The sequence below is a fragment of the Mycolicibacterium bacteremicum genome (genome assembly GCF_002086115.1).
GTDB classification, from domain to species: Bacteria; Actinomycetota; Actinomycetes; order Mycobacteriales; family Mycobacteriaceae; genus Mycobacterium; species Mycobacterium bacteremicum.
Window position 1 is genome coordinate 197,214 of the sequence record NZ_MVHJ01000009.1, and the last position, 12,313, is coordinate 209,526.

General features: G+C 67.7%; 12 protein-coding genes. 2 read left to right on the top strand and 10 right to left on the bottom strand.

The features are described 5' to 3' along the window. Positions 1-12: 12 nt before the first annotated feature. Genes BST17_RS13425 through BST17_RS13445 form a run of 5 tightly spaced genes read right to left on the bottom strand, consistent with a single transcriptional unit; the run spans position 13 to position 5,590 of the window. Positions 13-1,062 (bottom strand): ABC transporter ATP-binding protein, encoded by a 1,050-nt coding sequence (locus tag BST17_RS13425; RefSeq protein WP_083058580.1) that lies wholly within the window; start codon positions 1,060-1,062, stop codon positions 13-15. After that, complete coding sequence (locus BST17_RS13430; protein WP_083058582.1) at positions 1,055-2,074, bottom strand: ABC transporter ATP-binding protein; 1,020 nt, start codon at positions 2,072-2,074, stop codon at positions 1,055-1,057. Before BST17_RS13430 ends, BST17_RS13425 begins: the two co-directional genes overlap by 8 nt. Continuing rightward, a complete protein-coding gene (locus tag BST17_RS13435) occupies positions 2,074-3,057 on the bottom strand; it encodes an ABC transporter permease (RefSeq protein ID WP_083058584.1) in 984 nt (327 codons plus the stop codon). The genes BST17_RS13430 and BST17_RS13435 overlap by 1 nt, the downstream gene beginning before the upstream one ends. A 15-nt stretch (positions 3,058-3,072) precedes the next feature. Then, the gene (locus tag BST17_RS13440; RefSeq protein WP_083058587.1) at positions 3,073-4,002 is read right to left on the bottom strand and encodes an ABC transporter permease; all 930 of its coding nucleotides are present in this window, start codon (positions 4,000-4,002) and stop codon (positions 3,073-3,075) included. Between the two features lie 28 nt (positions 4,003-4,030). Then, entirely contained in the window at positions 4,031-5,590 is a 1,560-nt protein-coding gene (locus BST17_RS13445) for an ABC transporter substrate-binding protein (protein WP_109750125.1), read from the bottom strand. A 349-nt stretch (positions 5,591-5,939) separates the two neighbouring features. Between BST17_RS13445 and BST17_RS13450 the strand changes: the two genes are divergently transcribed. Beyond that, complete coding sequence (locus BST17_RS13450; protein ID WP_083058591.1) at positions 5,940-6,920, top strand: 2-hydroxyacid dehydrogenase; 981 nt, start codon at positions 5,940-5,942, stop codon at positions 6,918-6,920. A gap of 18 nt (positions 6,921-6,938) precedes the next feature. Here the strand turns inward: BST17_RS13450 and BST17_RS13455 are convergent, their stop codons facing one another. Continuing rightward, entirely contained in the window at positions 6,939-7,865 is a 927-nt protein-coding gene (locus BST17_RS13455; RefSeq protein ID WP_083058593.1) for a LysR family transcriptional regulator, read from the bottom strand. A 53-nt stretch (positions 7,866-7,918) separates the two neighbouring features. After that, positions 7,919-8,875: an oxygenase MpaB family protein gene (locus BST17_RS13460; RefSeq protein WP_234807670.1), complete on the bottom strand. Its 957-nt coding sequence runs from the start codon at positions 8,873-8,875 to the stop codon at positions 7,919-7,921. Positions 8,876-8,960: 85 nt separating this feature from the next. Between BST17_RS13460 and BST17_RS13465 the strand changes: the two genes are divergently transcribed. After that, on the top strand, positions 8,961-9,590 hold the full coding sequence (locus tag BST17_RS13465; protein ID WP_083058597.1) for a TetR/AcrR family transcriptional regulator: 630 nt from the start codon (positions 8,961-8,963) through the stop codon (positions 9,588-9,590). On the opposite strand, the gene BST17_RS13470 is transcribed toward BST17_RS13465, so the two are convergent. Genes BST17_RS13470 through BST17_RS13480 form a run of 3 tightly spaced genes read right to left on the bottom strand, consistent with a single transcriptional unit; the run spans position 9,587 to position 12,296 of the window. Beyond that, entirely contained in the window at positions 9,587-10,057 is a 471-nt protein-coding gene (locus BST17_RS13470; RefSeq protein WP_083058599.1) for a PNPOx family protein, read from the bottom strand. The genes BST17_RS13465 and BST17_RS13470 overlap by 4 nt on opposite strands. 47 nt (positions 10,058-10,104) lie before the next feature. Continuing rightward, positions 10,105-11,370, bottom strand: a complete 1,266-nt coding sequence (locus BST17_RS13475) for a glucarate dehydratase family protein (protein ID WP_109750126.1) — start codon at positions 11,368-11,370, stop codon at positions 10,105-10,107. Continuing rightward, a complete protein-coding gene (locus BST17_RS13480) occupies positions 11,367-12,296 on the bottom strand; it encodes a 5-dehydro-4-deoxyglucarate dehydratase (RefSeq protein WP_083058603.1) in 930 nt (309 codons plus the stop codon). The genes BST17_RS13475 and BST17_RS13480 overlap by 4 nt, the downstream gene beginning before the upstream one ends. Between the last annotated feature and the right edge of the window lie 17 nt (positions 12,297-12,313).

Below are 12,313 nucleotides of genomic sequence, written 5' to 3' on the forward strand. Positions count from 1 at the left end.
CCGCTGATGTGCTCATGCGCTGTGCGACAACGCCGATGTCTCGTGTTGGACCGGGTGGTGGCATTCGGCGGTGTGTCCGGCCACCACGGGGTCGACGGCCAGCGGCGGACGCTGCTGGGCGCAGATGTCGGTCGCGTGCGCGCAGCGGGTCCGGAAGCGACAGCCCGAGGGCGGGTTCAGCGGTGAGGGAACCTCGCCCTTGAGCAGGATCCGCTCGCCGCGCGCCGCGTCGTGCAGCTTGGGGGCGGCCGACATGAGAGCCGATGTGTAGTGGTGCTCGGGCCGGTCGAAAACCGCTTCGGTGGGCCCGGTCTCGATGATCCGGCCCAGGTACATCACGGCCACCCGGTCGGCGACGTGGCGCACCACCGACAGATCGTGGGAGATGAAGACGTAGGAGATCTTCAGTTCCTGCTGCAGTTCGTTGAGCAGGTTGAGTACCTGCGCCTGCACCGACAGGTCCAGGGCCGACACCGGCTCATCGCAGATGATGACCTCGGGATTGAGCGCGAGCGCCCGGGCAATGCCGATGCGCTGGCGCTGGCCACCGGAGAATTCCTGCGGGTACTTGCCGAAGGCCTTCGTGCCCAGGCCGACCAGATCGAGCAGGCCACGTACCCGCATGTCGCGGTCGGCTCGGGTCTTGTACAGGCCCTTGTGCGTGCGCCACGGTTCGGCGATGATCTCGGCCGCCGTCATCCGGGAGTTCAGCGAGGCGTAGGGATCCTGGAACACCATCTGTACCCGGCGCCGGAACTTCAGCAGCTCCTTGCCCTTCAGTGCGAACGGGTCTATCCCGTCGAAGCTCACGGCTCCCGCGTCAGGGCGCTCCAGCATCATCAGCGTGCGGGCGAGGGTGGACTTGCCGCAACCGGATTCACCGACCAGGCCCAGCGTTTCACCCCGGGCAAGATCGAGGTTGATGCCGTCGAGCGCGGTCAGTGTCTTGCCGCCGGATACCCGGAACGTCTTGGTCAGATCGCGGACCGCGAGTACCTGATCAGCCGCCGTTGGCGAATTAGCCGCCGTAGTTGAATCAGCCGCCGTTGTTGAATCAGACATTGGAGACCTCCGTGGGGAAGTGGCAGGCGGCTGCCCGTCGGGTACCGACGGCCTGCAGGGTCGGACGGGTGCTGCGGCAGATGTCGGCGACCAGCGGGCAGCGATCCTGGTACACACATCCGCTCGGGATGGAGTGCAGGTCCGGCGGTGAACCCCCGATCGACTTGAGCTCGGCACCGCGCTCGGCGTCGACGGGTACCGAATCCAGCAGCCCTTTGGTGTACGGGTGCTTCGGCTCGGCGAAAACCTCGGATACCGGGCCGGTTTCGACGATGCTGCCCGCGTACATGATGGCGACGCGGTCGGCCTCCTCGGCGACCAGGGCCAGATCGTGGGTGATCAGCACGACCGCCATGTCGTACTCGGCACGCAGACTCTTGAGCAGGGCCATGATCTGGGCCTGCACCGTGACATCGAGGGCCGTCGTCGGCTCGTCGGCGATCAGCACCTTGGGGTTCAACGCCACGGCCATCGCGATGAGCAGACGCTGCCGCATACCCCCGGAAAACTGGTGCGGATAGGCCTTCATCCGGTCTTCGGGCTGCGGGATGCCCACGCGCGCCATCAGTTCCACCGCCTTGGCCTTGGCCTGCTTGGCCTTCATGCCGTGGTGGATGCGGAACGGCTCGGCCAGCTGGGTGCCGACCGTGTAGAGCGGATTGAGCGCGGTGAGCGCGTCCTGGAAGACGATGGCCAGCTCCGGGCCGGCCATCTCGCGGCGCTTCTTCCGGTCGACCGCGAGGATGTCCACGTCGCCGATGCGCGCGGTGCCGTCGGCGATCTGGGCCACCGGTTCCAGCAGGCCGACCAGCGCCGTGGCGGTCATCGACTTGCCGCAGCCGGATTCACCGAGCAGTGCCAGCGTCTCGCCGCTGCGGGCGGCGAAGCTGACGTGGTCGACGGCCCGGACGGTGCCGGTGATGGTGCGGATGTCGACGGTCAGCCCCTCGACCCGCAGCGCGGGATCGGCGTCCACCTGGTCCATGGGGAGATGTTCTGCGACAGCAGTCATTAGATGGCCTTTCCGGACTTGGTGAAGCGGGACAGTCGCTTCTGCGGGACGGTGAGCCGCCAGCGCTGGGCGGGATCGGTGGCGATGCGGGCCCAGGCGGCCAGGATGGTCGCCGAGACGGTGGTGACGACGATGGCCAGACCCGGCAGGAAGGACAGCCACCACGCGGTGTGCAGATAGGTGCGGCCCTGGGAGACCATCAGGCCCCAGCTGACGTCGGGCGGCTGGATGCCGATGCCGAGGAAGCTCAGCGAACTCTCCGCCAGCATCACGTAGCAGAAGTCCAGGGTCGCGACGGTGAGCAGGGTGGGCAGCACGATCGGCACCACATGCCGGGTGATGATGGACCGTCCGCTGGCCCCGAACGTCCGGGCGGCGTCGACGAACACCCGGCTGGACAGTTCGGCGGATTCGGCGCGGGCGGTGCGCAGGTACACCGGGATGCGGGTGATGGCCAGTACCGCAACGATGTTGGCCGCGCTCGGGGAGAACACGTAGAGCACCACCACCGCCAGCAGCAGCGACGGGAAGCTCATGATGACATCGGCCACGCGCATCGCGACGGTCTCGCGCCAGCCGCGGTAGTAGCCGGCCCACATCCCGATGATGGACCCGACGACCGCCGAGATGACCACGGCGGGGATGGCCACCGACAGGGTGGTCTGACAGGCCACGATCAACCGGGCCAGCATGCTACGGCCCAGCGGGTCGGTGCCCAGCACATTGGCCCAGCCGTGCGCCAGGGTGAACGGCGCCTGATTGGAGTTGTCCAGGTCGATGCGGGTGGCCAGATCACCGACAAGCATGGGGCCGAAGATCGCGGTGAGGAAGACCAGGCTCAGCACCACCGCGGCGGCGGCGGCGACGCGGTCGTTGACCAGCAGGCGGAACCAGACGGAGCCGGCGGAGCGCTTCTTGGTGACCGGTTCGCCGACGATGGCGGTGGTCGGTTTGACCGGGACGAGATCGATCTGAGTGCTCATCTGTGATTGGCTCCCTTAGACCTTGGCGGGTTCGCGGACGCGAGCGTCGAGCAGCGCGTAGCAGGCGTCGATGGCGATGTTGAGGATGAAGATGCTGACCGCGGTGAGCAGTACCGCCGCCTGCAGCACCGCGAAGTCGCGTTGCAGGATCGCGTCGATCATGAGCTTGCCGATACCGGGCCAGCCGAAGATGGCCTCGACCACGACCGCGCCGTTGATCAGGCCGACGGCCAGGTCGCCGGCCACGGTCAGGGCGGGGGCGGCGGCGTTGCGCAGGGCGTGGTGGGTGACGACCCGCATGTCGCCGGCACCCTTGCTGCGCGCCAGCCGGACATATGGCGCCGAGAGCGCGGAAACCATTGCGCCGCGGACCACCTGGGTGAGAACCCCGAGCGGCCGGATCATCAGGGTGGCGATAGGCAGGATCCAGGACAGCACCCCCGCGTCGGTACCCGAGGTGGGCAGCCAGCCCATCAGCACCGCGAACAGCCAGACGCCGGTGATGGCGAACCAGAAGTCCGGGATGGAGGCCGCGGTCATGGACAGCAGGCTGGAGAACCGGTCGGCCAGCGAGTTGGGCCGGTAGGCCGCCCAGCAGCCGATCACCACAGCGCCGATGATGGCCAGCAGCATGGTGACGAACGCCAGTTGCAGGGTGGCCGGGAAGGCCCGCAACGCCATCTCGGCGGCCGATTCGCCGGTGCGCAGCGAGGTACCGAAGTCGAGGTGGATGACGCCCTTGAAGTAGTCCAGCAACTGCACGATCAGCGGATCGTTGAAGCCGTTGGACTCGGCGAACGCGGCGCGCTGCTCAGCGGTGGCCGATTCGGGCAGGTACAGGTTGGTGGGATCACCGGTGAGCCGGGCGAGCAGGAAGACACCGAGCAGCACGATGACCAAAGGAATCGTGCTGGTGTACATCCGGCGCCGGAGGAATCCGAACATGGCGTGTCCTCTTTCGGGAGCGGTCGGGTCAGGACTGGTCGGTGCGGTCGCTGGCCGCGGGCGTCATCGCGGCCAGGCGCATCTCATCGCCGGTCGCCGGGTCGGGGGTGTAGTCGATACGCGGCGATTTGCCCAGGATGCCCTGCATGTGGGCCAGATAGGCCATCTGCATGATCTCCTGCGGTTCCTCGGCGAACAGTTCGGCGAAGGCTTCCTGGCGGGCCTCGTCGGTCAGTGCTTCCGCGGCGCGGATCTTGGCATCGAATTCCGTTGTGCCGTACGCAGCTTGCGGTCCGTCGGAGAGCATGTACTGGTCGAGTGTGAAGGCGGCGTCACCGGCCTGGTTGCCGTGCATGATCATCAGCAGATACGGCCCGGTGTTCGCCGGGAACGGCCGCAACTGGTACTGCAATTGGCTTGCGGTGTCCATCATCTCGATCTTGACGTTGAGGCCGATCTCGGTGAACTCGCTCTGCAGCACCTCGATGGTCTCGGTGATCTTCGGGAACTGGGCGGTCCGCCCGATCAGCCGGATCTCCCGGTCCACCGGGACACCGTCGGCCTTGGCCTGCGCGATCAGCTCCTTGGCCTTGTCCAGATCGTGCGGCCACAGCGGCAGTTCGGCGTTGTATCCGACGACACCCGATGGGATCAGTTGCGCCGCAGGCTCACCCAGGTCACGGAACAGCGCCTTGACGATGCCGGTCCGGTTGACGGCGTAGTTGACCGCCTGGCGCACCCGGATGTCGTCCAGCGGCGGTTCGGTGGCCTGCATCCGCAGGGCGGTGGTCTCATTGTTCTGGAACGGCACGCCCAGGTCGCCGGCGCCGTCCTCGGGCCCGAGCCCGACGGCGATATCGGCCTCGTCGTTGGTGATCATCGCGGCACGCACGCTGCCCTCACTGCGCCACTGGTATTCGGCCCTGCCGAAGGCCGGCGCCGCGCCCCAGTAGGTGGCGTTGCGGGCCAGGGTCAGCTTCTGGCCGTACTCCCAGCGTTCGATCGCATACGGTCCGGTGCCGATCGGCTCACGCACCTTCGCCTCGACACTGGTGGTCCGCGGCACCATCTCCACGAATGAGATACGCAGCGGCAAGATCGGATCCGGCTCGGTGGTGCCGATGACAACGGTGTTGGCATCCGGGGTCTGCAGCGCCAGCTTCTCGTCGCCGAAGACGTAACCGTCGACGTTGCACTGCAGGTCGGAGTTCACCGCGCGGTCGATGGAGAAAGCGGCGTCCTCGGAGGTGAAGGGCGCGCCGTCGGAGAAGGTGACCCCGTCGCGCAACCGGAAGGTCCACTCGGTCGGGGCGGTCTGCTCCCATTCGGTGGCCAGCAGCGGCTGCAGATCGCCGGTGGTGGCGTCGCGCTCCAGTAGCGGTTCGGTGATGTTGGAGCGCACGACGATCCCGGTCGACGTCAGCGAGCTCTCGCAGGGTTCCAGGGTGGGCGGCTCCTGCTGCAACACGATGCGCAGGGTGTCGGGGTCATAACCGCCGCCCCCGGAGTTGGCGACGGTGCAGCCGGCGGCCAGCACGGCCGTGCCGGTGATGACGAGCAACCGGCGCACGGGCACTCTCGCGGCCATCGGGACCTCCAGATCAGGTTGTGGGCGGTATCTACCTGTGGTCAGTGACGTGACGTCCATGTATGTGGACACCATCTGTGACGGTAGACACACCGTAGGAGCGCTCGTCAGACAGCGTCAACCGCCCGAAATGAGCTGATCTGCTGCAATCCAGATGGCTGCGCCGTCCGCTCGACGGTCGGAAAAGGGTGCATGAGCTGCTGCTATGCTGATCTTGTCCGGCTTTTGATACTCGGGAGCGGCAGGCAATTCGCTAGTCATGCAGGTTCTGCATCAACCCATGCTATTTCCGTGTTGGACAGGTATCCGCAGGTCTCCCTACCGTGACAACGAGGAACAAAGGAGCACCATGGGAACATCAACGCGGCCCACGACCCGTGTCCTGCAGGTCGGCCCGCTCAAACCGTCGCTCGCCGACACCCTGCGTACCCGGTACGACGCGTTGGTCCTGCCCGATGAGAAGTCCGCGCGCGAGGCGTTCCTGGCCGAACACTCCGACGCGGTGACCGCCGTGGTGACCTCCGGTCGCACCGGCGTGGACGCCGGCCTGATGGGCGCGCTCCCGCGACTGGGCGCCGTGATCAACTTCGGCGTCGGCTACGACACCACCGATGTGGATGCCGCCGAACTTCGGGGCGTCGGGGTGAGTAATACCCCCGACGTCCTGACAGACTGTGTCGCCGATACCGCCGTCGGCCTGCTGATCGACACCATGCGCCAGTTCTCGGCGTCCGACCGCTATGTGCGGGCCGGACGTTGGCCCGCCGAGGGCAACTACCCGCTGACCCGCCAGGTCAGCAACACCCGTGTCGGCATCATCGGCCTGGGTCGCATCGGTGGCGCAATAGCCAAGCGGCTCAGCGCCTTCGGCTGCACCATCAGCTACCACAACCGACGCCGAGTGCCCGATTCCCCGTACCGTTACGTCGAAACCGCGGTGGACCTGGCCCGCGATGTCGATGTGTTGGTCATCGCCGCCGCCGGCGGCAGCGCGACCAGCAAGCTGGTCGACGCCGCGGTGCTCGATGCGCTGGGCGCCGAGGGGTACCTGATCAACATCGCCCGCGGCAGCGTGGTCGACGAACGGGCGCTGGTGGCAGCACTGCGCGAGGGCCGGTTGGCCGGTGCCGGTCTGGACGTCTTCGAGGCCGAACCGCAGGTTCCCGCCGAGCTGTTCGGGATGGACAACGTCGTGCTGCTCCCCCACGTCGGCAGCGCGACGGTGCAGACTCGCGCCGCCATGGAGGCGCTCACCCTGCGCAACCTGGATGAGTTCCTGGCGACCGGTCAGCTGGTGACGCCGGTCCTGCAGCCTGCCGTCCGGGTGTAGTCGCACCGCTCGATCGCATCAACTGCCGAAGCTGTCCAGCAGATCGTCGGTGGTCCACTCCCGGGCCGGCAGCACATCGCGCAGCAGTCGCAGCAGGGCTGGGTTGGTGCTGTCCTGGCGCCAGCAGGCGTCCAATTCGACGGGCCGTTCCCGGAAGGCCCCGATCGTGCGGAACACCACGCCCTCCGGATGCAGGGTGGCGGCCGAGGCCGGCACCAGTGCGATGCCGATACCCGAGCGCACCAGCACCAGCATCGTGTGCACCTGCGTGACGAACTGGACGTAGCGCGGTGTGGCCCCGGCGATGGTGAACGTACTGATCAGCAGTTCGTTGAAGTAGCGCGCCTGCACCGGTGAATACATCACGACGTCCTGGCCGTCGAGATCGTTGAGGGTGAGTTGGCGGGTCTGGCCGACCAGCGGATGCTCCGCGGGCAGTGCGGCCACCAACTGCTCGTGCAACAGCGGGCGGGAGACGATTCCGGGGCGCTTGAGCGGCGGACGGGCCATCCCGAGGTCGATGTCACCGCTCATCAGTGCCTCCAGCTGCACCGAGGAAACCATCTCGCGCAGTTCGAGTTTGACGTCGGGCAGCTTTTCGCGGGTGTGCTCCAGCAGACGCGGCAGCACGGCGTGCGCGGATGCGGCGGTGAACCCGACCACCACCGTGCCGAGATCACCGGCGGGTACCCGCTTCACGGTGAGCGCCGCGCTCTCGGCCAGCTGGAGGATGCGGCGGGCATCCGGCAGGAAGGCCACCCCGGCCGGGGTCAGCGTGACGGTGCGGGTGGTGCGGTCGATGAGCTGGACCCCGAGTTCGGCTTCCAACTGCTGGATCTGGCGACTGAGCGGGGGTTGGGTCATGTGCAACCGCTCGGCAGCCCGCCCGAAGTGCAGCTCCTCGGCGACGGCGATGAAGCAGGACAGCCGGGCCAGCGAGAACATCGATGCACTCCTCGTATCACCGCGTCGCTGCGGGATGTCAGTGGTGCATGAGTCTAGCGCGCGGCGAAGCTCTTCAGTTCGTACCGGTTGTGGAAGGCGCGCAACTGCTCGTAGCGGTACCGGTTGTAGGCCATCGGCTCCAGCACCGCCCATCTGGGCAGCCAGCGCCGGGCCGCCCGGATCCCCACCCGGTACACGGTGAACTCCAGTTGCTTGGCCGAATTCCATTCGCTGCCCAGCAGTTCCATCATCTTCGGATGGGTCGCCGACTCGGCGCAGATGCGCGCGGGCCGGGCCAGCAGCGGCACCGTCACCCGCCAGGCGGGCTCGATGAGCCGGTGCAGCCAGGCCGGACCGAACAGTGTGGGCACCGGCGGATCGGCGAACTGGTCGGCGGCCCACAGCAGGAACGGGTTGGCCGCCAGTTCGGCGTCCGCGATCTCGTCGTAGTACGCCTGCATCTCGGCCACGGTGGCCGGCACCTCGGCAGCGTCGCTGGGCAGGCCGACATCGGCCATGGCACAGACCGTGCGCCACACCACCTCTCGCTGCTCGTCGGTGAAGTGCTCGCCGTAGACCGCGATGTAGCCGGCGTAGAAGATGTTCAGCGAGGTGGTGCCCACCCACTTCCACAATTTGGGGTCCAGCGCGCTGAACCGTTCACCGGCGAAGTCCCCCTTGCCGACACCGTGCACCGCGCCGTGTTTGGCCTTCAGCCGTTCGGCGGTGGCCCGCCGGTCGCTTTCGTCGCTGAACGCCAGCGGCCCGTTCCACAGGTAGCTGTTGATTCCGCGGTCGGTGAAGTTGGCCGCGAACCGGCCACTGGCGTCGACGGCGGCGGCAACCTTGCGGTAGGCCACCTGATCCAGGGCGAGCCTGCCGAACAGCCCGAAGGACAGCGGCGTGCCCATCCACCAGCGCACGTCGGCAGCCAGTTCGTGGTGTGGTTGACCGGGATCCCATGGCCTGGGCGAGCTGTCCGCGTCGACCCGTTCCACCGTGCTCGTCATCGCCCGACCCCCATCACTGAAAACAGGAAACATCCGTGTGCAGTTTGAGGAAATCAGTGCCGCGCCACTGTGTCAAGATGGTGCGATGGCAGTCTCGCGGCGCTATGGCGGACAGACCGCCGTGGACCGGGTCGCCGAACGGCGGGCCAAGTTGCTTGCCGCCGGCCTGGAGCTGATGGGAACGCGCGGCATCTCCGGCACCACGGTGCGCGGGGTCACCGAGGCCTCCGGCGTGGCGGCGCGGTACTTCTACGAGAGCTTCGCCGATGTCGAGGCGCTGCATTTGGCCGTCTACACCGAGGTCATCGAGGAGGCGGCGCGCCGCTCGGTCGCCGCGCTGGAGCAGGCACCCGACGATGATCTGGCACGTACCAGGGCGGTGCTGGGCGAGCTGGTCGACCTGATCCTCGGTGACCCGCGCAAGGGCCGGATCCTGGTGCTGGAGGCCACCGCCTCACCGGCGCTGGGACGGCGGAGCCTGGCCGAGTCGAGCCGCTTCGCGGGCATGCTGGCCTCCACCGCGGCCGGTGGTGACCCGGGTCGGGCGGCCGACGGGCTGCCGACCGATCTCCGCCTGGTGTCGCAGTTCCTGGTCGGCGGGGTCACCGCGACCATCGGGGCGGTTCTGCTCGGTGATGTCGAGGTCGACCGGGAACACCTGGTCGATGTGCTGGTGTCCCTGTTCGAGGCGATCCGGGCGGCCGCCCCGGGCTAGCTCAGCCTGATCGCGGCGAGCTTCACGTCCCGTGCCGCCGACTCCCATTGCGCGACAGTCGGGAGTCGGTCATTGGCGAACGTCAGCCCCATCTGACGCTGCGCCTTCTTCGGTCCGTAGGAGGTGGCGATCCGTTCGGCCAGCGCGGCCACCGCGGCGGGATCGTCGATCAGTTCGCCGCGCATCGTGGTGGTCTTGCCGCGATAGGACACCTGTGCGTCGGCACCGCCGCGGAAGTTGTGCTTCCACTGCGCCTCCAGCAGGACGTAGAGCGCACCGTCGAGGCGGTGCGCGCTGACCGGGGTGGCGTACCGCCTGCCCGTCTTGCGGCCGGTGAAGGACACCAGCATGAAGTCACCGATCAGCCCGCCCAGGGGGGTCCGGAGGACGAATTTCAGTGTCGGATTGACGATGCGCAGCAGTAGTTCGGGCGGGTGGGCGGCATCGACGGCCGGCTGGTCTGCCATCAACCCACGGTAGCGGGGCGAGCGAAGCGACGGGCTGGAAGCCGGGCCTACCAGCGCGGACTGGCGAGTGTGAAGTTCGGATCGACGGTCTGCATGTAACCGGTGTCGTCCCGGTCGCGGATCCCGCAGGTCACGTACTGCTCATGCAGCGCGGCCAGCGAGTCCTCGTCGATCTCGACTCCCAGGCCCGGTCCGGTGGGTACCGGCACGGAGCCCTCGACGAAGGTGAGTACGCCGTCCTTGACGACATCCTCGGTCTTCCACGGCCAGTGCGTATCGCAGGCGTAGGTGAGGTTCGGGGTGGCGCCGGCCAGGTGCACCATCGCCGCCAGGCTGATACCCAGATGCGAGTTGGAATGCATGGACAGGCCCAGCCCGAAGGTCTCGCAGATGCCGGCCAGCAGCCGGGAGCGCTGCAGCCCACCCCAGTAATGGTGATCGGAGAGAACAACTTTCACCGAGTTCTTGAGCACCGCCGGTTTGAGCTGATCGAACGCCACCACGCACATGTTGGTGGCCAGCGGCATCGGGGACTGCGCGGCCACCTCGGCCATCCCGTCCAGGCCCGGGGTCGGATCCTCCAGGTATTCCAGGATGCCGGCCAGCCCGGTGGCCACCTTGATCGAGGTCTGCGGTGTCCACGCGGCGTTGGGGTCCAGCCGCAGCGGGACACCGGGGAAGGCCTTGGCCAGCGCCTCGATACCGGCCATCTCCTCCTCGGGGGCGAATACGCCACCCTTGACCTTGATGGCCGTGAACCCGTATTCGTCGACGATGCGGCGGGCCTGGGCGACCAGGCCGTCCGGGTCGAGCGCTTCGCCGAACCGGTCGGGTTGTGCACCCGGATGGCCGGCCCACTTGTAGAACAGGTAGGCACTGAACGGCACGGCATCACGTACCTTGCCGCCCAACAGATCCGAGACCGGCCGGCCCAGGGCCCGCCCCTGCACATCCAGGCAGGCCACCTCGAACGGGGAGAGCACCTGATCGACCGCGCTGGCGGTGGTGATCATGCCCGCGGTGCCGACCGCCGCGTCATCACCCGCCAGCCGGACCTCGATCGCGGCGCGGATCTCGTTGAGCGCGAACACGTCCAGACCCGTGATGGCCGCAGCAGCGGCGTTCAGCCGGGCCAGGTGCCGGGTATCGGCATAGGTCTCACCGAGGCCGACCAGACCCGCATCGGTGTCCAGCTGGATGATCGCCCGCAGCGCATAGGGCTGGTGCACCCCGACGGTGTTGAGCAGCGGGGGGTCGGCGAAGGCGACCGGGGTGATCCGTGCGCCGGTGATGCGGATGGCGCTCATGTTCAGACGGCCCCGCTCAGCGCGTCGGCCAGCACGGCGCGACCGGCGGCGACGATCGCGGCCAGCGCCTCGACATCGGAGGCGCTGGGCATCACCAGCGGCGGGCGCACCGACCCGGCCGGCACACCCTCCATCGTGACACCGGCCTTGACCAGCGAGACGGCGTAGCCCGGGACGGTGTCGCGCAGCTGGACCAGCGGGATGAAGAACGCGTTGAGCAGCGCGTTGGTCAGCTCCGTATTGCCTGACTCCAGCGAGTTGTAGAACGCCAGCGCCAGGTCCGGGGCGAACGCGAACGTCGCCGAGGAGTACAGCGGCACACCGATCGCGCGGAACGCCAGCTGGGTCGTCTCGGCCGTCGGCAGGCCGTTGAAGAACAGGAAGTCCGGGTCGACCTGGGTGGTGACGGCGGCGACGATGCGTGCCACCTGGTCGAAATTGCCGGTGCCGTCCTTGAATCCGATGACGTTGTCGATCTTGGCGACGGCGACCGCGGAAGCCTCGGTGAACTTGGCGTTGTTTCGGTTGTAGACGATGACCGGCAGCGTGGTCGCGCCGGCGACCGCGGCGACATAATCCACCAGGCCGGGCTGGGGCACCTCGACCAGATAGGGCGGCAGCAGCAGGATGCCGTCGGCCCCTTCCTCCTGTGCGGCCAGCGCGAACGCCTTGGCCTGGGCCACCGAACCGCCGGCGCCGGCGTACACCGGGACGCGTCCGGCGATCACCTCGACGGCGGTGCGCACCACGACGCGGAACTCGGTGAGTTCCAGCGCGTGGAATTCACCTGTGCCACAGGCGATGAAGACACCGCCCGGGCCGGCCTCGACCCCCTTCGTCAGGTGTGCCGACAGTGCGTCGATGTCGACCGCACCGGAGGCGGTGAAGGGGGTGACGGGAAAGAACAGCACGCCGTTAAAGTTTGGACGCATCTTCGGTGGCTCCTTGA

Excerpts from the sequence above, each read along its gene's own strand:
- BST17_RS13450 (WP_083058591.1), top strand. The coding sequence starts at position 5,940 with ATGGGAACATCAACGCGGCCCACGACCCGTGTCCTGCAGGTCGGCCCG.
- BST17_RS13470 (WP_083058599.1), bottom strand. The coding sequence starts at position 10,057 with ATGGCAGACCAGCCGGCCGTCGATGCCGCCCACCCGCCCGAACTACTG.
- BST17_RS13480 (WP_083058603.1), bottom strand. The coding sequence starts at position 12,296 with ATGCGTCCAAACTTTAACGGCGTGCTGTTCTTTCCCGTCACCCCCTTC.
- BST17_RS13435 (WP_083058584.1), bottom strand. The coding sequence starts at position 3,057 with ATGAGCACTCAGATCGATCTCGTCCCGGTCAAACCGACCACCGCCATC.
- BST17_RS13430 (WP_083058582.1), bottom strand. The coding sequence starts at position 2,074 with ATGACTGCTGTCGCAGAACATCTCCCCATGGACCAGGTGGACGCCGAT.
- BST17_RS13460 (WP_234807670.1), bottom strand. The coding sequence starts at position 8,875 with ATGACGAGCACGGTGGAACGGGTCGACGCGGACAGCTCGCCCAGGCCA.
- BST17_RS13465 (WP_083058597.1), top strand. The coding sequence starts at position 8,961 with ATGGCAGTCTCGCGGCGCTATGGCGGACAGACCGCCGTGGACCGGGTC.
- BST17_RS13425 (WP_083058580.1), bottom strand. The coding sequence starts at position 1,062 with ATGTCTGATTCAACAACGGCGGCTGATTCAACTACGGCGGCTAATTCG.
- BST17_RS13440 (WP_083058587.1), bottom strand. The coding sequence starts at position 4,002 with ATGTTCGGATTCCTCCGGCGCCGGATGTACACCAGCACGATTCCTTTG.
- BST17_RS13445 (WP_109750125.1), bottom strand. The coding sequence starts at position 5,590 with ATGGCCGCGAGAGTGCCCGTGCGCCGGTTGCTCGTCATCACCGGCACG.
- BST17_RS13455 (WP_083058593.1), bottom strand. The coding sequence starts at position 7,865 with ATGTTCTCGCTGGCCCGGCTGTCCTGCTTCATCGCCGTCGCCGAGGAG.